Below are 20,226 nucleotides of genomic sequence, written 5' to 3'. Positions count from 1 at the left end.
CTGGCCCGTGCGGCTGCGAGGCCGAGGAGGGAGGTGACGCCATGGGGGTTCCTCCCGCTCGAGCGGGAGCTGGCCGGGGGGCGGCGTGGGACGGCCCAACGCCACCGGAGGACCCCCTGGCCGAAGAGCTCGGGAGGGGAGGGCGTGCGGGACGACCTCGTCTCTCCAGGACGATCCGCCGGACAGGTCCAGGGCCTGCTGTGAAAGGGGCGTCGTCGCCCGCGGGGCGGCCGCGCGGCGCCATGGAGGTCTCCTGCCCGGGCCAGGCCGAGAGCTCGGGGAGCGTGCTCCCGGCGCGCCGCCCGGAAACCCTCCCGCCGGGCGGGCGTACCCGGGCTTCCGGGCGGCGCGGGTGCGGCGAGCGTGACGCCTGTCGGGCGTCGCACGGCAGGCGTCACGCTCGCCACCGGGCCTAGCGGGGACGCTGGGAGCGCCAGGTCAGGAACAGGGCCGAGGCGACGGCGGCGGCCCTGACCACCCAGGGCCAGGTCTCCTGGACGGCCTCGTCCAGGGCTCCGTCGGCGATGGGGGTGCCCCAGCGTCCCCCGGTCCTGCCCCAGAGCCAGGTGGCTCCGCCCGCGATCGCGAGACCGGGCAGGACGAGGACCGCCCACTTGATCTCGGCCTGGCTGAGGCGGCGCGAGGCGGAGACGATGACCCAGCCGAGGAGCAGGGCGAACCAGTTGCCGAGCACGGCGCCCACGACCAGCAGGCCCGCGGCGACCAGGAGCAGGGGGTTGCTCCGGCCGCCGGACGGGAGGCGCGGAAGCCGGCACCGGAAGGCGGACCCGGTCTTCTCCTTCGCGTTCCCGGCCTCGACGACGACGGGGGCGGGGGCGTTTCCGCGCGGTCCGTCCGGCCGCCTGTCGGCGCCCGGGGCGTCGTCCGTGGCCGGCGGGGCCTTGAGCAGTTCGGGGATCTCCACGCCGCCGACAAAGCCGGGGACCTCGTCGCCGACGCCGAAGGGGCTGCTGTCCGTCCGCCACCAGTCGGGCTGCGTGGCGCTGTCGCCGAGTTCGTCCATCCCGGCCCGGTGCGGCGCGGACGGTCCGGAGGGAGGGGCAGGGGTGGCGGGCGGGCCGTCGGCCGGACGGGGGCGGGGGACGGCCCTGCGCAGGACGCTCTTCGCCCGCCGACCGCGGTCGCCGACCCGCTGGACGGGGACCGCGGCGGGGGCCGGCACGGGCTTGCTCGGGGTGGCGCCCCCGTTCCCCTCCGTGCCGAAAGCCGCCTCCTCGGTGCCGGAGGTGCTGTCGGAGGTACCGCCGGACGTCCTGGAAGAGGCCGCCGTCACGACCTCGTCCGGGGTGCCCATGCGGGAGATGATGCGGCGCACAGCCGCCGGGGAGTCGACCACGGCCTTCGCCCGGCGCCGGTCGATCTCGTCCCGCAGCCCGGCGACCAGACGCATGCGGGTCGCCGACGGCAGCTGCCGCTGCTGGGCCACGTCGCCGACGCGGCTCAGATACTCGTAGACGACTTGGTCACTCTCGATACCCACGAAGTCCCCTCCGGGGCGGATGCGTTGGCGGACGACGTCGCACGACGGTACCGCGAGTCCGGCCGGCCGGCCCAACTCCACGCACCCCACCGGCGGATCCACCCGCTACGGTGATGCGGATGAGCACCGAGGAGAAGCCCGTGGCGGCCCCCCGATCCCTCGCGGAGGCGCTCCGGGCACGGGACGACGCCGGGCTTGCCGCGCTCCTGCGCAGCCGGCCGGATCTCGTCACGCCCGTGCCCACCGACCTCACCCAGCTGGCCACCCGGGCCGGTATGCGCGCCTCGGTCGTCCGCGCCCTGGAGCGGCTGGACCGGTTCACGATGCAGACCGCGCAGGCGCTGGCCGTGGCGGCGGATCCGGCGCCGTACGGCGAACTGCTCGGGCTGCTCGCGGGCGACGAGGGCGACCCGGCGGTGTCCGCCGCGCTGCCGGGCGCCGTGCGGACGCTGCGCGAGCAGGCGCTGGTGTGGGGCGACGACGACCGGCTGCGGCTGGTCCGTACGGCCCGGGAGCTGCTCTCCCCGTCCCCGCAGCACCCTTCGCCGACGGGCCTCGGCCCGACCGTGCGGGAGGCGACGGCCGGGATGTCCCCGGGGCGGATCCAGGAGATCGTCACGACGGTCGGGCTGCCCTCCACGCACGACTCGGTCTCCGCCGTGGCGGCGCTGACCGGGCTGTTCACGGACCGGGTGCGGATGGCGGCGCTGCTGGCCGAGATGCCGCCGGAGTCGGTGGAGGTGCTGGAGCGGCTGGTCTGGGGGCCGCCCTACGGTCAGGTCACCGCCGATCCGGCGACCCGGCTGCGCCGGCTGCTGGACCGCGGCCTGCTGCTGCCGACCGCTCCCGGGACGGTCGTCCTGCCGCGGGAGGTGGCGCTGCATCTGCGCGGCGGGCGGGCGCACCGGATGACGGAGCCGGTGCCGCCGCCGGTCGGGGCCGCGGCCACGCACCCTCCACAGGTGGTGGACGCGACGGCGGCCGGGCAGGCGTACACGGCACTGGCGACCGTCGAGGAGCTGCTGAAGGACTGGGACGGGGGTGGCCCGGCGGTACTGCGGTCCGGCGGGCTGAGCCTGCGGGACCTGAAGCGGACCGCCGTCGCCCTGGACGTGCCCGAGACGGTCGCCGCGTTCTGGGTCGAACTGGCGTATGTGACCGGGCTGGTGGCCTCCGACGGTGAGGCCGACGAGCGGTACGCGGCGACCCCGGCGTACGACCCCTGGCTCGAGCGGCCCGCCGCCGAGCGCTGGACGACGCTCGCCACGGCGTGGCTGGCGGCGACCCGGACGCCGGGACTGGTGGGCGGACGGGACGCGAAGGACCACACCCTTGCGGCACTGGGTCCGGGGCTCGACCGGTCGGCGGCGCCCGAGGTGCGGCGCCGGGTGCTGGCGCTGCTGGCGGGGCTGCCGGAGGGGGCGGCGCCGGACTCCGGGTCGGTGTCGGAGCGACTGCGGTGGGAGCGTCCGCCACGCCCGGCGGGCGGCGCGGCCGGTTCCGGTTCCGTCGGAGGGGGTTCGGGCGAGGACGAGGATCTGCGCTCGCGGCTCGCCCGGTGGACGCTGGCCGAGGCCGAGATGCTGGGCATCACCGGCCGCGGCGCACTGTCCGCGCACGGACGGGCCCTCCTCGGGTTGCCCGCGCCGAAGGCACGGGCGGGGCGGACGGCCCCCGCGCCGGAGTCGGGCTCGGGGCCGCAGTCGCAGTCGGGATCCGCGTCGGAGTCGGAATCGACGGGTCCGGGCGATCGTCTCCCCGTCCACCACCACCACCGGTCGTCCGTCCCGCACCCGGACTCCCCCGCCTCGCCCTCGCTCTCCCCCGCCCTCACCTCCGCCGAGCAGGCCGCCACATCCTCCTCCGCCGCCCGGCTGCTCGCCCCACTGCTGCCCGAACCGCTGGACCACGTCCTGCTCCAGGCCGACCTGACGGCGGTCGCGCCCGGCCCGCTCCAGCGGCCGCTCGCGGACATGCTGGGGGTGCTGGCGGACGTGGAGTCGAAGGGCGGGGCGACCGTCTACCGGTTCACGCCGGGCTCGGTACGCCGCGCCCTGGACGCCGGCCGGGCCGCCGCCGACCTGCACGCCTTCCTCGCCGCGCACTCCCGTACGCCGGTGCCTCAGCCGCTGACGTACCTGATCGACGACGTGGCACGCCGACACGGGCATCTGCGGGTGGGCGCCGCCTCCGCCTACGTGCGCTGCGACGACGACGCGATGCTGAACGAGATCCTCGCCGACAAGCGGGCCGCCGGACTGGGCCTGCGCCGGCTCGCGCCGACCGTGCTGGCCGCGCAGGCCGATCCGGCCGGCCTGCTGGAGGGACTGCGCCGGATGGGGTTCGCGCCGGCCGCCGAGTCCGCCGAGGGCGATGTCCTGATCACCCGCGCCGACGCCCTCCGCACCCCTCCGCGCACGGCACCCGAGCCGGTCCCGGAGGGGCCGCCGGTGCCCGACGACACCCTCCTCACGGCGGCGGTCCGCGCCGTCCGCGCCGGCGACCTCGCCGCCACGGCCCCGCGCAGGGCCACGGCCGGGGAGACGGACGGTCCCGGGGCGGGGAGCGGTGCGCTGCCGCGCACCGGGGCCGCCGAGACCCTCGCCACCCTGCAGGCCGCCGTCCTCACCGGCGAGGCACTGTGGATCGGCTACGTCAACGCCGAGGGCACCGCCAGCCGGCGCGTCATCGCACCGGTCCGCGTCGAGGGCGGCTTCGTCACCGCGTACGACCACACGGCCGACGAGGTGTGGACGTACCCGCTGCACCGGATCACCGGGGTCGCGGAACTGGCGGACGACGAGAGCTGAAGCCCGCTCCGCCCCCGCCCCCCCGGGCGGCGGGCGATCAGGCAAACTGGACGTTTGGCCGTGCTGTGCCCGTGCCGAGCCCGTCACAGAAAGGCAGCCGCGCGTGAATGGTCCGCTCATCGTCTATACGATCAGTCGCGATGCACACACTAGCGGATAGGTCCGAGCTGTGGAGCGGTCTGCCTGGTCGGTGTCCAAACCGCGCAGGTTGCTACTTCCCGACCTAGGCACTCCACACCCGCCCCACGACCTGGGTACCGTCAAGGGGACAAGCCCTGATGGATGGAGCACGATTCCTCGCCGCCCGCTGGAACGCCGGCGCCTCACCCCTAGGGGGGCGCGCTGATGCTGGAAGAAGCCGAAGAGACGGCCGTCGCGCACGGCTCCGCCTCGGCATGACGCAAGCCGACCTCGCTGCCGCCCTGGGCAAGACACAGGGCTGGGTGTCCAAGATGGAACGCGGGCACATCGAACTCGACCGCGTCGGCCTGCTCAACCTGCTCGCCTCGGAACTGCACGTACACCCGAACGACCTGATCGGGCGTCCGTACAACAGCACCACCCCAGCCGAGAATCAATGGCAGGTGTCTGCCGCCGCAATCATGCGCGAGCTGCGCCGTTACGACCTCGCTCCCGTCTTCGACGGAACCCCCCGCCCAGCCGGTCAGCTGTGGCAGGAAACGACCCGCCTTGGGTGTGGCTCCTTTGGAGGGACGGCCCTAGCTGCGTGAACTGCGGCTTGAGGCACGCCCGAGTGATCGACTCGACCACGACAGCGGGTCACGCGGTGACCGGCACCCTCCGCGCTGTCGATCTTGATGCGACGCGCGGGCGTGACCTGCTGGTTCCGAAAGGATCTCCACGACCGGCAGTCGAGCCCAACCGGCAAATGCCCAGCTCAGCCTGTCCCTCCAAAGGAGCCACACCCAAGCGCGATGCCGTGTACGACCCGCGTGCACAGCAAGCCACCATGGCGGTGACCGTCCACTACGAGGACGGCGGCGTCTGCGAGTCGATGCTCGTCCTCACCCCTGCGCAAGTAGAGCTGTACTACAACCAGCTCGGCCGCACGATCAAGGCGAGGGAATCGGCTCAGGATCGTCGGCGGTGAGCCGGGACGTGCTGACGCTCGCCCCACCGACCTCTGCACGTTCCTTCGTTCGACCCCCCGTCGCATTCCGCTGCGAAGTCACCGCCTACGACGTCAGCGGCTCCCGCGAGGTCTTGCTCACTACCTGTCGCGGCCGTTCCCCACGCCTCGCGGCACGGTGGCTGAGAGCGTCCGCGCACCGTTTCGCGCGTCTGCTGTCCCCGGGCTTCGAGGCCCCGGGTCTGCGTGACGCACCGCTCCTCCTTGCGGGCCCCGAAGTCCCGCGTCCTGATGTCGCGTTACGTGCGTGGGCGGACAACGATGCGGCGTACGAGCAAGCCCTTCGAGCCCTCGCAGCAGGCCGCGTCTTCGTGTTCGCCGTGGCGGACTACGACGCTCGGTACTGCCTCCGCGTGTACCCGCTGCCGACTCGCCGGCCTCGCCTTCCTCAGCATCCTGCCCTGGCCGGGGAGCTTCTCCACCCCTCGGTGAGGGCGGACCGTCACAGACGTCCCCGCGGGCGTCGTCCGACCCGATGACTCCCACCCCCGCGTCATTTCCGGTTCCCCCCGGCGCGGGGGCGGGTCCACCACGCAATCGCACTGAACCGCTGAACGCACACCCGCCGCTCTGCGGCGCTGTCCTGCCCATCTACCGAGGGGAAGACGCGGTGACCATCTATCCCGTATCGCCGAACACCGTGCTCGCCAACGCGCTGACGAATGCTGAGGACCTGTTGAGGCCGCACATCGCCCAGGTGGTTCCGGAGCGCATCGTGTTCGTGGTGGGAACGCAGATCAACGGAGCACCGCACGTCGGCACGTCGCTGGTTCAGTCGCTCACGTTCGCCATGACGGCCCGGATCCGGGACAGGTTCGGCGTACCGGCTGAAGTCCAGTTCGGCGCACTCGACAACGCCCCGTACGCCATCGTGACCGACAAGGAGACCGGTCACCGCTACCAGCGGGCCTACGCCCACGTCCTGGGCGAGGTGGGCATCGCTGACCAGGTCGACAAGCTGTACCGCCCGCTGTTCACCGCGCTGTCCGAGCGCCTGGACGTGCCGTACTCCGTCGAGACCTACAGCCAGCAGCAGGCAGGCGAGCACTTCCGCCGTACCTGGCTGCTCCTGCTGCCCCGCCTGGACGCCGCACGCTGGCACCTGTCTCCGTCGTCCGGCGTGCCACACGTTCGTGTTCCCTGCCCTCGCCCTGGCTGCGGGTGGGCCGAGAAGTACGCCGAGCGCACCCACGTCCGTGACGACGGTTTCGAGCGGGCAACCATCTCGGCTGTGTGCCTGCACCACGGCGAATACGAGGTCGTCATCGAACCCCTGAGCGGTGCCTACCTCGACCTCGCCACGCTGTACCGGAACCTCGTCAAGGAACTGGCGGTCGTTGGAGCGCGAGGCACGCTGTACGTCATGGTCAAGGGCAGCGACTGGATGCCCGGCTGTCTTCTCGTCGACGGCGCCCTACAGGCCGTGGGTCTCACTCGCGGACAGATGACCGCCCGGCTCTTCTGCCCCCAGGTCGTCACGGACACGGGCGCGAAGCTGTCCACGTCCCTCATCCGCGAGGGGCGCGCGCCCTTGCCCGGCGGTGCGGCCCCGTGGATGCTCGACACCCGCGAGTGGCCCGGCTCGTTGGGAGAGTACGTCGATCGTCTTCTCGGTCTGACCGACGTGCTACTCGCCGACCCACGCCACTTCTTCCGCTCGTACTCGGCCGGTGAACTCGGCCAGCTCATGTCCGCTGCAACAGCAAGGAGCGTTCCCGCCCCATGACTGAGACTGCCGCCGCGCGCGTCCGTGAACTGAACCTCTATCGGCGTTACTTCGACCTGGTCGCCGCTGGTCAGAAGACGATCGAGGTGCGGGTGAAGTACCCCCACCTCGAAGACCTGGCCGCTGGAGACATCATCCGCTTCCGCATCAAGGGCACCGACGAGACGTGTGACGTCCTGGTGAAGCGGGTCACGGAGTACAAGTCGTTCGAGGAACTGCTTGACGGGGAGGGCCCGGCGAACGTCAACCCGGCCTCCCCCCGCGAGCAGCAGCTCGCCAACATCCGCGATATCTACCCGGCGGAGAAGGAAGCGCTCGGCGCGCTCGCCATCGAAATCGAGCTGCCGCCCCGGTAAGCCCGCCGCACGGCCCCCGCCCCCCGAGGGGACTGCTTGCGGCTTCCTGGCGTCCACCGCTCGTGCCCGTGCTGCGGGCGGCGGACACCCACAAGAAGAGACCGGACCACCCCTCAGCCTGGACAGCGATCCGGGGTGGTCCGGACTTGGAATCTCTGGTCAGGACCCCGGTGCCGATGGTACCGGGGCGGTCGGCGTGCTCGAACGCGGGTGCGGCTGGGGAGTGTTCACTGAACGGCGGATCCGATGATCGAGGAGACGCCAGATGGGCGACATCACCATCGAGCGGATACCGGGCAGCGAGCCGGTGGTGGCCGTGCCGGCGAGTGATGAGCAGTTGGTTGCGATGCTCGTGGACCGGGCCCGCAGCGAGGGGCTGCAGCCGGCTGGGGAGGGCGGGCTGCTCCAGCAGTTGACCGAGCGGGTCCTGGAGTCCGCTCTGGAGGGCGGGATCACCGATCGCCTCGGCCACGAGAAGCACGACGCCGGGGGCCGGGGCGGCGGCAACTCCCGCAGCGGGACCCGGGCGAAGACGGTGCCGACCGATGTCGGCCCGGTCGGGGTGGAGGTCCCCCGGGATGTGGCGGGGGCGTTCGGGCCGGCCATCGTCAAGAAGCGGCAGCGGTGCCTGTCCGGCGTGGACGGGATGGTGTTGTCTTTGTCCGTGAAGGGGACTCTGCTGCGCAATTACCCGGCGTGATGACGCCGTGCCGATACGGCCTTCAGAGCGCGTCGCAGATGCAGGCAGGCCGGGCGCGGCCGAGCCCTGAAAGCACGGCACGTGATCGCTCGCCGAATTGAGCAGCAGAGTCGAAGGGGCTGACGCGCGGTGAGATCTCCGCGCGCCTGGCCGAGGTCTACGGCGCGAGCGTGTCCAAGGCCACGGTTTCCACGATCACGGGCAAGGTGATGGACGGGATGGCGGAATGGTCCAACCGGCCGCCGGACCGCGTCTGTCCGGTGCTGTTCGTGGACGCGATCGACGTGAGGATCCGGGACGGGCAGGTGGCGAACCGTCCGATCTACGTTGTGATGGTGGTCACGGCCGAGGGGCACCGGGGCATCCTGGGGATCTGGGCCGGTGACGGAGGCGAGGGCGCGAAGTGCTGGCTGAGCGTGTTCACGGACCTCGAGGACAGGGGTGTTGACGACGTCCTGATGCTGGTCTGCGACGGGCTGAAGGGCCTGCCCGAGGCCGTGGAGACACTCTGGCCTCGAACGGTTGTCCGGACTTGCGTCGTTCACCTGCTGAGGAACAGCTTCCGGCATGCGGCCCATCAGGACCGGGACAGGATGGCCAGGGCGCTCAAGCCCGTCCACACGGCCCCGAACGAGGCCGCCGCGACCGGGCGGTTCAGCGAGTTCCAGGAAGCCTGGGGCAAGAAGTATCCGGCGGTCATCCGGCTCTGGGAGAACGCCTGGGCCGAGTTCGTCCCCTTCCTCTCCTTCGACGTCGAGATCCGCGAGGTGATCTGCTCGACGAACGCGATCGAGTCCGTCAACGCCCGCATCCGCAAGGCCGTCCGCGCCCGCGGCCACTTCCCCTTCCCCGACGGGGCCGCGGCCCTCAAGTGCGTCTACACGGCGCTGATGAGCCTGGACCCGGGCGGCAAGGGCCGCAAGCGGTGGACCATGCGCTGGAAGGCGCCACTCCACGCCTGCCAGACCGCTTTCGAGGGCCGGCTCACCCCGGCCAACAACTGAACCTCAACAACCAAGATCAGCAGTTAAATTGACACACCCGTTACGCCCCTATAGGGGCACTTACTGACTATTCGAACCCAGCACGCTTCCCGCTTGCTGCAGTCCTGCGGCATGAGCTGAGAGTTCGGTGCAGGTCAGCACAGGGGTATCTGTGCTCGGTGTGGGGCGCCGGCCCATGCCGTCGATGAATGTCTGGTCAGGAGATGTCCTGGGGGCCATCGATGAATTAGCGGGTTGCTTGGGGTAGTTGGGCTCGTTGGTGTGGTATGAGGCGCTTTGATGGATTGACGGGGTCGTTACGGGCGAAGCTTGAGGCGGTGACGCCGTATCTGAACGAGCGGCAGCGCCGGATCCTCTACGGCGCGGAGGCGCGGCAGCTGGGGCATGGTGGGATCACTGCGGTGGCGCGAGCCGCGGGGGTCTCGAAGGGCTGTGTCAGCCGGGGCCTGGCCGAACTCGACGCCGACGCGGAGCCGGACGGGCGGGTACGACGGCCGGGAGCGGGCCGCCCGGCCCTGGCGGACAAGGACCCGGGCCTGGTGCCGGCCCTGCTGGAGCTGGTCGAGGACAACACGCAGGGCGCCCCGATGAGGCCGCTGCCGTGGACGACGATGTCGTTGCGCCGCCTGGCGGACGAGCTCGCCGCCCAGGGCAGGAAGGTGGGCCGCGACACCGTCGCGGCCCTGCTGAAGGCGGCCGGGTTCAGCCTGCGCGGCAACGCGCGGGTCCTGGCCGGCAGCCACCACCCGGATCGGGACGCGCAGTTCGAACACCTCAACGCCACGGTGGCCGACTTCCTGAAGGCCGGTGACCCGGTGATCAGCATGGACACCAAGAAGAAGGAGCAGATCGGGCTGTTCGCCCGGCCCGGTCGGGAGTGGGCCCCGCCCGGCGCTCCGGTCAAGGTCCTCGACCACGACTTCCCCTCCCACGCCACCGGCACCGCGATCCCGTACGGCATCTACGACCTGGCCCGCAACACCGGCTTCGTCGTGGTGGGCACCGATCACGACACCGCCGCCTTCGCCGTGGCCAGCCTGCGCCGCTGGTGGACCGAGGAGGGCCGGGCAGCATACCCGCACGCGAAACGACTGTTGATCACCGCGGACGGCGGCGGCTCCAACAGCTCCCGCGCCAAGGCGTGGAAGGCCAACCTCGCCGTTCTCGCCACCGAGACCGGCCTTCAGATCAGCGTGTGCCACCTGCCTCCCGGGACTTCGAAGTGGAACCGGGTCGAGCACCGCCTGTTCTCCTTCATCTCCCTCAACTGGCGCGCCCACCCGCTGACCAGCTACGAAACCGTCCTGAACCTCATCTCGGCGACCACCACCCGCACCGGACTGACCGTGACCGCCCGCCTGGACACCGGCAACTATCCCACCGGAATCGAGATCAGCGAACAGCACGCAGCCGCCCTCACGATCCGCCCCGACGACTTCCACGGGGAGTGGAACTACACGATCCCGCCCCAGCCCGGCATCCCCGACGTCCCCCTCCACCCGCCCGGCCCCAGATCCCACCCCCGCACCGCGCACACCTTCGGCGCAGCCCTGGCCACCCACCCCCTCTTGACCGGCCTCGAGCGCCACGACCTGGACGATCTCACCGCCGGCGTCCGCGACCGGTTGGACACCCTGCCGTCCAAGGAGCGGCCCCGGCACCGCAAGATGACCACGGAGAACATCATCTGGGCCGCCGTCCTCGACCAACGCGGCCTGTCCTGCTCGCTGATCTCCTACCTCTTCCGCATCGGGGAGAACCAGATGAGATGCCTGATCAAGCAGGTCCGACCGCACCTCGAGGACCTCGGCCACCACTCCGAACCCATCCCCGCCCGGCTGGTCGACCCCAGCGACCTCGCCAACTACGTCATGCACGCGACAGCCGCAGACCGTGAACGAGAAACGCCCCACTAATTCATCGACGGCCCCAAGTAGACTGGACCCGTCGATGAACAAGTGACCTGCTTCCAGCGCCTTGTGGCGATCCGGCCAGTAATGTGACCTTGTGGAACACGCTACTTATTCTCCGCCGGTCTCAGACTGTCCGCTCTGAGAGGGCGTTTGATTTAGATGAATTGCCCTCTGACTACTGGAAGTATCCCCAGCCCTGGTTGGCATCGCCGCTGTCGCAGGTGAACTGGGCGGCCTGCGCGCCGTTGGCGGTGCTGGCGCGGTCGATGCCCAGGCACTTGCCGCTCTTGCGGTTGCGCAGTTCGAAGGTGTACTCGTCGCGGGCGACTTGCTTCCAGTCCTGGTTTTGGTCGCCGGCCGGGTTTGCGATGATGGCGGCCGCGCCGTTGGCGGTGCTGGCGCGGTCGATGCCCAGGTTGAGGCCGTTGTAGTTCTCGAAGGTGAGGAAGTCGCCGAACTCGTGCCGCTCCCACACCTGCGTCAAGGAGCTGGAGTTGAAGGGCTGCTGAACGACCTTGGTGCCGTTGGCGGAGCTGCCGCCTAAGGGCTGGAGGAACTTCCCGGACTTCTTGTTCGCGATTCCGTATTGCGCGGCAGCCAGGGACTTGCCATCTGCGGATGCAGCCCTGACGTCCCGAAGCGCCACGGGCTTCATTTCACGGTTGTTCGACGGCTGGGTGTCCGCGATGGCGGGACTGGCCAGCGCCATCAGCGTTCCGGCCAGAGCGGCCACGAGAACCTTCTTGGGGCATCTGATACGCATGCTTTGTCTTCTTGCTGTGGGTGCCCTAGGTGTTACCGAGAGCACTCAATCAGGCTTGGCGACGATCTCGCTAGAGCGTTCGATCATCTCGACTGAAATCGCTTTCCTGACAAGGTCGGACTCGTGCGTCGAAGGCGGCGCCCTGCGTAGCGCCGACCAGGCGTTCCGCTCGGAGTGGGTGCTACTGGACTCGGCATTTCGGCCGACGGTTCCCTGGATCCACCCGCACCGGGCGCGGTCGTCGGGTCTTGCTTCGGGCCCGCGACACCAGGTCGCGTGCGCCTGATCATTCGCCCGACGCTCAGGTGAACACCCGAGAGGTGCCGCACGTGAACATGGGCATGGAACCCCCCACCCCAACTTCTCCGGCAGAGGGTCGATCACTCTCCGTGCCTTCACAGTTACCCTCAACTGTCGGGCCGGTCCGTGCGTCCCGTTTGAGCTGGCTGGACGCGTTACGCGGTATCGCGGCGCTCGTCGTGGTCTTCGACCACTCCTCGTACTCCTTCATGGCCGAATTCCGGCGGGAGCTGATGCTGGAGTTCAACACCAGCCGGTACGGCATCATGGTGTTCTTCCTCGTGAGCGGCTACATCATCCCCGCCTCCCTCGAACGACGAGGAAGCATCCGAACTTTCTGGATCGGGCGGATCTTCCGCATCTACCCGCTGTGGGCAGCCGTCGCTGGGGCCGTTCTCACGGCCCATCTGTTCGGCATCGCCGAGATTCGGGACTTCGGCGGGGAGAGCACTGCTGCAGTCGTCGTCGCCCATGTCACCCTGTTCCAGGAACTGCTGGGCACTCCCAACCTTCTCCTTATCCTATGGACGCTCTCGTATGAGATGGCTTTCTACCTGCTGGTCGTTGCCCTCTTCTCGGTCCGTCTTCACCAGCAGTCAGCCACGTTCGCCGTCGCGTTGGCGGCACTCGCCGCCATCAGTGTGGCGGCAGGGGCGGCACTACCTGTTTCTGCTCTGTCCGGGGCGGTAGGCGTCGTCCCGCTGGTAGCTATTGCTGCGATCACCATGGCGGCCGCTATCGGCTGCGCAAGCGCACAACCTCCCGTACTCCGTGTGCTCGGAGCGGTATTGGGAGGCATGCTGGCACTCGTACTAGTCACGTGCAATGGTACGGTCCCCATGTGGGAGGGGCTGGTGATCCTTTCCGTGATGTTCCTCGGCACAGCCGTCTACCGGGCCGAACGCCGTCAGAGCCACTGGCGACGCACAGTCGGCGCCGCCGCCGTGGTGGTGGCCTGCGCTGTGGGGAGCGCATATCGATACGGTGGAGGATCCAACTTCACCCGGCACGGTTGGATCGTGGCGTTCCTGCTGGCAGTGGCCACGTTCGGTATCGGACTGGCATTACGGCGCCGACGGATACCGCGGTGGCTGATCGGCCTGGGAACGATCAGCTACTCGGTCTACATGGTGCACCCCGTGTTGCTGGCGGTGTCCGATGGCACGATCGGGCGCTGGGAGCGGGACAATCTCGTGCTGGAAGTTGCGTTCTATGTCGTCCTGTTGCCGGTGAGCGTGTTGACCTACCGGTACATCGAAACACCAGGCCAGGCGTGGGGCCGGAGGCTGGCACGCCGCATCCAGGCCCAACGGGCGGACTCTGGTCACCGGGGTGCTGGATTACCCACGGGCCACACGCCACCCCGAGCAGATGAAGGGCTGGGGCCTAGGTGCGGCGAACTCGATCGTGATCACAGCCGCCAAGACCACGAAGGGAAGTCACCGCGCGACACTGAGGACGCCTAGTCTCGCGCTTTCATGAAGCGGACCGTCCGGCAGGTGGTCAACTCAGCAGAAAGCGCACCTGAGCAGCAAGAATGCGTCGGGGCGATCTCCCCAATGTGGGTGCCGACCTGCTCGGAGGCGGTGTCGAAAACGACTTGGAGGGCCCTGGAAGGCTGCGGCGAACTTGGCCGACGCCCGCCCCACGCGCGGCAGAGTCTTCAGCTTCTCATCCCGCTTCGCACGCGCCAGCAGCTTCGTCGCGATCAGATTTCCACCAGTTCCAACGCGTCATCGACCGCCCACATCGTCAGGTAGACCGCGGTCACCAACAGCGTCGCGAGCCTGCGGGAGGACTTGAAGTCAGCTCCTCACCGCCGACCGGTCTCGGGTCTGGTCGCCGCGTACCCGGTACACGCCCGGAGCCACCTCGTCGGACTCTTCGACGACACGCAATGCCAAGTAGGCAGGCCAACGGGTGTTTGCATCCCAGATCAATCCGACCGGAAGGCGGACGCCCGCAGCAGATCCGAGTTGCGCGCCGGCATCGTCTGCGTCGCGAGCGCGCACAGGGGCCTGGAAGGTCGCGCCGATTCCCATCGCGGGGCCTGGTGGGCGGATTGCCGCCCAGACGCTCGATTCCGTCGGGGGTGGCGGCGTAGCACGTCTCGGTGTCGTTGTTGCCGCCGCCGGCGACGACCAGCACGGTCGCCGTCTCGTACGGGCTTGAACGCAGACAGCAACGCCCCCACCTGGCGGACGAGGTGGGGGCGTCGCTGCGTGCGTCCGGTGACGTCGGCGTCAGCCCTGGCTGTCAGCCGCCTCGGTCTCCCGTTCGCTCTCCTTCGCCTCTGCCGCCCGCCGCATGTGCCCCTCCTCGCCGAAGTACACCGACAGACGCGACGTGTCCAGCTTCTTCCCGCCACGCCGCGCGGGTGCCACCTTCACGTAGCCGCCCGCGTTCAACAGCAGATCTCGCTTACCGGCCACGTCCGAGCGCTTCCACTGCTCGGCGTGCGTCTCTCCGGTCGGCTCCGCCTTCACGCCGCCCGGCTTCGCCGTTCGCTGTCTCTCCTTCAAGGTCGCCAGTCGCTCTTCCAGCTTGGCGTACTGCTCCGCGTACCGGATCGCTCCGTCGTCGCCTCTGAACAGGCCCCGGTCATAGCGATCCTTTTGCAGGTCGGCCAACGCTTCCTCGGCCTGCCTGATCTGCGGGCGGAAGTCCTCGCCCGCCTCCTGGACCATCCGCATCACGAAAAGGTGCCCGTACTTCGCGAGGAACTGCTCGGTGACGTGTTCCTCGGTGGTCACCCCCGCCACGGTCGGCCCGTAGCACTTCACGCCCGGCTTCTCCTCCCCCTTGGCCGCCCGCTGGCGGTACTTCAGAGGGCCGATGCACCGGTACCGAAGCTGACCGTTGCGCCCGCTGAAGGTGTACATGCGCTCGCCGCAGACACCGCAGTGCATGATGCCGCGCAGCAGCGACGTCCCCTCCCGGCGCTTCTCACCGGGGTTGGCCCGGCGCTCCAACTCGTCCTGGAGCGCCTGCCATGTGTCCGTGTCGAGGATCGGCGGGCGGTTGACCAGCGGCAGACCGTCCGTCCGCAGGATCGGCTTTCCGTCCTCGATGACCTGGCCGAGCAACTGGGGGTTGCCCAGCATGCTACGCAGCGTCGTCGTGTACCACTGCTTGGAGTCGCTGCGCTTGCCCGTGGTCTGGCGTGAGGTGTGGCCGGGTGACGGGACGCCCTCCTTGTTGAGGTCGTTGATGATCTGCATGAGCGAGTCCTTGGCCAGGACCCGTTCCACGATCCGCTTGATCGTCTTGGCCTCGTCCTCGTTGACCGCGAGGACCTTGCCCGCCCCGTTGGGGTTGGGGACGACCATGTACCCGTACGGGACCCGACCGCCGGTGTAGCGGCCCTCGCGGCGCAGGTGCTCGTGCGCGCTGGACACCCGCATGCCGATGGTGTCGGACTCCAGCTCGGCGAAGACCGCGATCACCTTCGCCATGGCCCGGCCCATGGACGACGTGAGGTCGAGCGGCTCCGTCGCCGACGCGAGCGCAACGCTCTGGTGCTCGGCGAGTCGCATGATCTCCGCGAAGTCGACCGTCGAGCGCGCAAGGCGGTCGATCTTGAAGAACACGATCACATCCAGCTCGGCGAGCCTGGTCAGGATGCGTTGCAGCCCCGGCCGGTCGAGCCCGCGTGAGAAGCCCGAGACATCGATGTCCTCCTCGGCGGCCACGACCTCCCAGCCGCGTGCCTCGCACAGCGCTTCACAGGCCGCGCGCTGGCGTTCCGGCGAAGTCGTCTCGTCGGTTTCGCGTGATAGGCGAACATAGATAGCGGCGCGCATCCCCGGCGCGCTGGCCGGGACGCCCTTCCGGCGTCGGGCACGGGGCATAGCCCGTGCTGTGACAGGCGTTGGTTCTGTCATGAGACGACCTTATCTCGGAGGTATGTGTGTCCTGCCTAATCGTCCAGTCCGACAAGACGCTTCTCCTGGAAGTCGACCACGAGCAGGCCGGTGAGTGCCGTCGTGCCGTCGCCCCGTTCGCCGAGCTGGAGCGGGCACCGGAACACGTCCACACCTACCGGGTGACCCCGCTCGGCCTGTGGAACGCGCGGGCCGCCGGACACGACGCCGAGCAGGTCGTGGACGCGCTGGTGAAGTACAGCCGCTACCCCGTGCCGCACGCGCTGCTCGTCGACATCGCCGAGACGATGGACCGCTACGGCCGGCTCAGCCTGCTCAAGCACCCGGTGCACGGCCTCGTGCTGACCAGCACCGACCGGCCCGTCCTGGAGGAGGTGCTGCGCTCCAAGCGGATCGCCCCGCTGGTCGGCGCCCGCGTCGACCCGGACACCGTCGCCGTGCACCCCTCGGAGCGCGGACAGATCAAGCAGGTGCTGCTGAAGCTGGGCTGGCCCGCCGAGGACCTCGCCGGGTACGTGGACGGCGAGGCGCACGAGATCGAGCTGCGCGAGGAGGGGTGGGCGCTGCGCCCCTACCAGAAGCAGGCCGTGGAGAACTTCTGGCACGGCGGCTCCGGCGTGGTCGTCCTGCCCTGCGGCGCGGGCAAGACGCTGGTCGGTGCCGGTTCGATGGCGCAGGCGAAGTCGACCACGCTGATCCTGGTCACCAACACGGTCTCGGCCCGCCAGTGGAAGCACGAGCTGGTGAAGCGGACCTCGCTGACCGAGGAGGAGATCGGCGAGTACAGCGGGACGCGCAAGGAGATCCGGCCCGTCACCATCGCCACGTACCAGGTGCTGACGACCCGCCGCAAGGGCGTCTACCCGCACCTGGAGCTGTTCGACTCCCGGGACTGGGGCCTGATCCTCTACGACGAGGTGCACCTGCTGCCCGCCCCCGTCTTCAAGTTCACGGCGGACCTCCAGGCCCGCCGGCGGCTGGGCCTGACGGCCACGCTCGTACGGGAGGACGGCCGCGAGTCGGACGTGTTCTCGCTGATCGGGCCGAAGCGGTTCGACGCGCCGTGGAAGGAGATCGAGGCGCAGGGCTACATCGCGCCCGCCGACTGCGTCGAGGTCCGGGTCAACCTCACCGGCTCCGAGCGGATCGCGTACGCCACCGCGGAGACCGAGGAGAAGTACCGCTTCTGCGCGACGACCGCGACCAAGCGGAAGGTGACGGAGGCGATCGTCCGGCGGTTCGCGGGACAGCAGATCCTCGTCATCGGGCAGTACATCGACCAGCTGGACGAGCTGGGCGAGCACCTGAACGCGCCCGTGATCAAGGGGGAGACGTCGAACGCGCAGCGGGAGAAGCTGTTCGACGCGTTCCGGCAGGGCGAGATCAGCGTCCTGGTCGTCTCCAAGGTCGCGAACTTCTCGATCGACCTGCCGGAGGCGACCGTGGCCATCCAGGTGTCGGGCACCTTCGGGTCCCGGCAGGAGGAGGCCCAGCGGCTGGGCCGGGTGCTGCGCCCCAAGGCGGACGGCCACCAGGCCCACTTCTACTCCGTCGTCGCCCGCGACACCATCGACCAGGACTTCGCAGCCCACCGCCAGCGGTTCCTGGCGGAGCAGGGGTACGGGTACCGGATCATGGACGCGGACGAGCTGCTCGCGGAGAACTAGGCCCTGTCTGGCGTTTCCCGCTGCCGTGCGTCGTCTGGCACGGCACCTCGCCGCACGGCCGAATCACCCAGGTACGTCCAGTACGAGAGCGGGGGCGCGAAGTGGTTCCGGTTCACGGAACCAGTCGAGCCGCGTGACCGGGAGCCGGGCATCGGTCCACGTACTCAGACGGGCGGGTGCGGGTTGCTCACTCCAGCACCCGAACGGACGCGTGTCGGTTGCCCGGTCGGCGGACCGCCGATGGTATGACAGCGGGTCTGCTGCCGTGGGCCCGTCTCCCGGTTGCCGCGAGGGAAGGGCCTGCCCATGTCACGGACCGTCACACGGATACCGCTCACCAGGGCCGCGGGGGCGGCGGCCGGGGCGCTGGTGCTGCTGCTCGGGGCGGCCGGGCCGACGGCCGCGGGCGGACCGGGCGGCGGGGGCGGCGGGGACGTGGTACTGCGGTGGCAGGACTGCCGGGACGTGACGCAGACCGGGTTCGAGTGCGCGGTGGCGAACGTGCCCCTGGACCACGCCCGCCCCGGGGGCCGCACCATCGGGCTGGCGGTGATCAGACACCGCGCCACGGCTCCGGGGAAGCGGGTCGGCACGCTGTTCTTCAACCCCGGTGGTCCGGGCGGCCCCGGCACCGTCGGCCTCCCGGGGCTGTACGACAAGTTCCCGGACGAACTGCGGGACCGCTACGACATCGTCAGTTGGGACCCCCGCGGCGTCGGCCGGAGCACGGCCGTACGCTGCTTCGGCACCGCCGGGGAGGCCGCCGACTGGCAGGCGGACCTCCCGCCGTTCCCGGTGGGCGAGCAGGCGCAGCAGGCGTACGTCGCCGCGTACGCCGATCTCGCGGAGCGCTGCGCGCAGAGCGATCCGCAGTTGCTGCGCCGCGTCTCGACCGCCGACACCGCCCGCGACCTGGACCTGCTGCGCGCCGCGGTCGGCGAGGAGCGACTGCACTACTGGGGCGTCTCGTACGGCACCCTCCTCGGCGCGACCTACGCGAACCTGTTCCCCGAACGGGCCGGACGGCTCCTCCTCGACGGGAACGTGGACCCGCTCGCCTGGGTGGGCCAGGCAGACGCCGTGTCGGCCGCGGCGGCCGTGGACAAGACGGCGGGCAAGGCCGGTGCGGTGAGCGAGGCCGGCCCGTCGGCCGGGCTGAACACCTTCCTGCGGCTCGGCTCCCACCTCGGGTCGGCCGACACGCTCGCGCAGTTCCTCGACCACTGCGGGCGCGCGCCCGTGACCGGCTGCGTCTTCTCGGCGGGCAGCCCGGCGGCCACCCGCGACAAGTACGACACCCTCATGGCGCGCCTCGCCCGGCGTCCGGCGGGCGACCCGACGTTCGCGAGGGCGGTGAGCGAGGTGCGCGGCGGGCTCTACACCGTGCACCCCGGCTGGGCCGGGGTCGCCGACCTGCTGCAGACGCTGTGGAGCGGCCGGCCGCTCGTTCCGCTCAGCGATCCGGCGGGCCCGGCACGCTATCCGGGCTTCGAACAGCCGCTCGCGGTGCTGTGCGCGGAGAGCCCCAACCCACGGTCGCCGCTGCTCTACCCGGGGCTGGAGGAACGGGCGGTGGCACAGGCGGGGGCGCTGGCCCGCTGGTGGGTGTGGGCCAACGAGCCGTGCGCCACCTGGCCGGCCCGCGCCGCCGCCCCGTACACCGGCCCGTGGGACGGGGCGACCGCCCATCCGGTGCTGGTGGTGAACACGGCCCACGACCCGTCCACCCCCTACGCGGCGGGCGTGAGCACGGCCAGGGAACTGCGCAACGCGCGGCTGCTGACGGTCGACGGATACGGCCACACCGCGCTGGATAACCCGAGCGCGTGCGTGGGGCGGCACGCGGTGCGCTACTTCCTCACGGGAGCGCTGCCGCCGGAGGGTGCGCGGTGCACGCAGGATCTCCCGCCGTTCGTCGAACGGATCCCCGGGACGCCGTCGGGGCGGGACCCCGAGGCCGCGCCGGAGCCGGCAGCGGCGGGCGCGCCGTCCGGGCTCCTGCCGCCGGCCGGGGACGCGGACGCGGCACTGCCGTACGGCCGCTGGCCCCTGGACGTCGTCGCCGGTCTGCTTCCTGCGGGGGACCGCCGCACAGCTCCCTGACCCGGGGCCGGGGCCGGGCACTGTGCGGTCAGCGGCGACGGACGCCCGCCTCCTCGTTGTACTCACCGAGGACGGCGACCGAGAAGAGACTCTCGGCGAAGATCCGGACCGCGCGCAGGGCGTTGCCGACACGGTGCGGGGAGTGGGGGACGGAGCCGGTGGCGGTGGCGCCATGGGGAGCGCCCTGGTCACGGGCCCGGTTGCCTGGGATGAAGGTCGCTGTGCTCATGTGTCCAGCGTGCGCCATATCACCCGTTCGGGGCATCGGCCGTGGGGCCCGACTTCGGGTTCCGTCGCGTACGCCCTGAGACGCACGGTGTCCCCTTCGAGGAGGACCCGCGCCCCCGAG

12 protein-coding genes and 4 pseudogenes are annotated in these 20,226 nt (G+C 70.4%); 11 read left to right on the top strand and 5 right to left on the bottom strand.

Annotation, left to right across the window (positions count from 1 at the left end; genetic code table 11):
- Positions 1 to 412: 412 nt before the first annotated feature.
- Positions 413 to 1,501: a hypothetical protein gene (locus HUV60_RS18780; protein ID WP_257848413.1), complete on the bottom strand. Its 1,089-nt coding sequence runs from the start codon at positions 1,499 to 1,501 to the stop codon at positions 413 to 415.
- A 119-nt stretch (positions 1,502 to 1,620) separates the two neighbouring features.
- Between HUV60_RS18780 and HUV60_RS18775 the strand changes: the two genes are divergently transcribed.
- From HUV60_RS18775 to HUV60_RS18740, 8 genes and pseudogenes are all read left to right on the top strand, one after another.
- Positions 1,621 to 4,311, top strand: a complete 2,691-nt coding sequence (locus HUV60_RS18775) for a helicase C-terminal domain-containing protein (RefSeq protein WP_257848412.1) — start codon at positions 1,621 to 1,623, stop codon at positions 4,309 to 4,311.
- Between the two features lie 345 nt (positions 4,312 to 4,656).
- A pseudogene (locus tag HUV60_RS18770) lies at positions 4,657 to 5,003 on the top strand (helix-turn-helix domain-containing protein); the annotation flags it as partial.
- Positions 5,004 to 5,281: 278 nt separating this feature from the next.
- Positions 5,282 to 5,422 carry a hypothetical protein gene (locus HUV60_RS18765; protein WP_257848411.1) on the top strand — a complete coding sequence of 47 codons (141 nt, stop codon included), beginning with the start codon at positions 5,282 to 5,284 and terminating at the stop codon, positions 5,420 to 5,422.
- A 649-nt stretch (positions 5,423 to 6,071) separates the two neighbouring features.
- Positions 6,072 to 7,187: a hypothetical protein gene (locus tag HUV60_RS18760; protein ID WP_257848410.1), complete on the top strand. Its 1,116-nt coding sequence runs from the start codon at positions 6,072 to 6,074 to the stop codon at positions 7,185 to 7,187.
- Entirely contained in the window at positions 7,184 to 7,543 is a 360-nt protein-coding gene (locus HUV60_RS18755) for an ASCH domain-containing protein (protein WP_257848409.1), read from the top strand. Before HUV60_RS18760 ends, HUV60_RS18755 begins: the two co-directional genes overlap by 4 nt.
- Positions 7,544 to 7,808: 265 nt before the next feature.
- Positions 7,809 to 8,206: pseudogene (locus tag HUV60_RS18750) on the top strand (transposase); the annotation flags it as partial.
- Between the two features lie 147 nt (positions 8,207 to 8,353).
- A pseudogene (locus tag HUV60_RS18745) lies at positions 8,354 to 9,247 on the top strand (IS256 family transposase); the annotation flags it as partial.
- A 266-nt stretch (positions 9,248 to 9,513) separates the two neighbouring features.
- On the top strand, positions 9,514 to 11,163 hold the full coding sequence (locus HUV60_RS18740; RefSeq protein WP_443047343.1) for an ISAzo13 family transposase: 1,650 nt from the start codon (positions 9,514 to 9,516) through the stop codon (positions 11,161 to 11,163).
- Positions 11,164 to 11,335: 172 nt separating this feature from the next.
- Here HUV60_RS18740 and HUV60_RS18735 read toward each other — a convergent pair whose 3' ends face one another.
- Positions 11,336 to 11,893 (bottom strand): RICIN domain-containing protein, encoded by a 558-nt coding sequence (locus HUV60_RS18735; RefSeq protein ID WP_257848408.1) that lies wholly within the window; start codon positions 11,891 to 11,893, stop codon positions 11,336 to 11,338.
- Between the two features lie 467 nt (positions 11,894 to 12,360).
- On the opposite strand from HUV60_RS18735, the gene HUV60_RS18730 reads away from it, so the two are divergent.
- Positions 12,361 to 13,689 carry an acyltransferase family protein gene (locus tag HUV60_RS18730; RefSeq protein ID WP_257848407.1) on the top strand — a complete coding sequence of 443 codons (1,329 nt, stop codon included), beginning with the start codon at positions 12,361 to 12,363 and terminating at the stop codon, positions 13,687 to 13,689.
- A 77-nt stretch (positions 13,690 to 13,766) separates the two neighbouring features.
- On the opposite strand, the pseudogene HUV60_RS33960 reads toward HUV60_RS18730, so the two are convergent.
- Both HUV60_RS33960 and HUV60_RS18725 read right to left on the bottom strand, forming a co-directional pair.
- A pseudogene (locus HUV60_RS33960) lies at positions 13,767 to 14,018 on the bottom strand (hypothetical protein); the annotation flags it as partial.
- 448 nt (positions 14,019 to 14,466) lie between these two features.
- The gene (locus HUV60_RS18725) at positions 14,467 to 16,026 is read right to left on the bottom strand and encodes a recombinase family protein (protein ID WP_257848406.1); all 1,560 of its coding nucleotides are present in this window, start codon (positions 16,024 to 16,026) and stop codon (positions 14,467 to 14,469) included.
- A 107-nt stretch (positions 16,027 to 16,133) separates the two neighbouring features.
- Here HUV60_RS18725 and HUV60_RS18720 point away from each other — a divergent pair, with 107 nt between their 5' ends.
- Both HUV60_RS18720 and HUV60_RS18715 read left to right on the top strand, forming a co-directional pair.
- Positions 16,134 to 17,774 (top strand): DNA repair helicase XPB, encoded by a 1,641-nt coding sequence (locus HUV60_RS18720; protein ID WP_257848405.1) that lies wholly within the window; start codon positions 16,134 to 16,136, stop codon positions 17,772 to 17,774.
- A 306-nt stretch (positions 17,775 to 18,080) separates the two neighbouring features.
- Positions 18,081 to 19,877 (top strand): alpha/beta hydrolase, encoded by a 1,797-nt coding sequence (locus tag HUV60_RS18715; protein ID WP_257848404.1) that lies wholly within the window; start codon positions 18,081 to 18,083, stop codon positions 19,875 to 19,877.
- Between the two features lie 28 nt (positions 19,878 to 19,905).
- Here HUV60_RS18715 and HUV60_RS18710 read toward each other — a convergent pair whose 3' ends face one another.
- Positions 19,906 to 20,106 carry a hypothetical protein gene (locus HUV60_RS18710; protein ID WP_257848403.1) on the bottom strand — a complete coding sequence of 67 codons (201 nt, stop codon included), beginning with the start codon at positions 20,104 to 20,106 and terminating at the stop codon, positions 19,906 to 19,908.
- Positions 20,107 to 20,226 lie beyond the last annotated feature (120 nt).

It is taken from the genome of Streptomyces sp. KMM 9044 (assembly GCF_024701375.2).
Taxonomy (GTDB): Bacteria; Actinomycetota; Actinomycetes; order Streptomycetales; family Streptomycetaceae; genus Streptomyces.
The sequence above is the reverse complement of the archived record's forward strand: the minus strand, read 5'-3'. Positions and strand labels throughout refer to the sequence as shown.